This is a genomic window from Rhodosalinus sp. FB01 (genome assembly GCF_041365715.1).
In the GTDB taxonomy this organism is placed as follows: domain Bacteria; phylum Pseudomonadota; class Alphaproteobacteria; order Rhodobacterales; family Rhodobacteraceae; genus Rhodosalinus.
In genome coordinates, this window is sequence record NZ_JBGFSH010000066.1 from 1 (window position 1) to 470 (window position 470).

Here is a 470-nt window from a genome sequence, read left to right on the forward strand (position 1 = left end):
GATCCTGCACCGGCCCGACGAGGATGCGTCGGAGCGCAAGCTGGAGATCGAGCTGCGCAACGGGCCCGCACTCGCGCCCAAGCTCATCGACAAGCGCGGCGGCGAATGGGTCGAGATCAACCCGATGAACGAGCGGCTGGTGCGCGCCGAGATGGGCGCGAAGCACGATGCCGAGCGTGACCGGAAGGGCGAGGTGATCGCCGACATTCTCGACCGCGAAGCCCGGGCGGGCCGGATGTATACNCCGAGCGTGACCGGAAGGGCGAGGTGATCGCCGACATTCTCGACCGCGAAGCCCGGGCGGGCCGGATGTATACCATGACGCTCTTCGCGGAATCCTTCGAGAACAAGAGCGGTCTCAGCGGGCAGACCAGCATCCGCGAACGGCTGAGCGTCCTCACCACCAAGGGGGTCATCAAGTTCGTGAAAGGCGAGGCTGCAGCCGAGCTCGGGCTGCCGACCGATCGCAC

Annotated in this window: 1 protein-coding gene; it reads left to right on the forward strand. The window is 66.7% G+C overall.

Going from position 1 to position 470, the window contains the following annotated elements:
- Nucleotides 1-267: 267 nt before the first annotated feature.
- Nucleotides 268-470, forward strand: a 203-nt coding sequence (locus AB6A65_RS16595) for a hypothetical protein (protein WP_371039491.1), incomplete at its 3' end; no start/stop codon positions are given.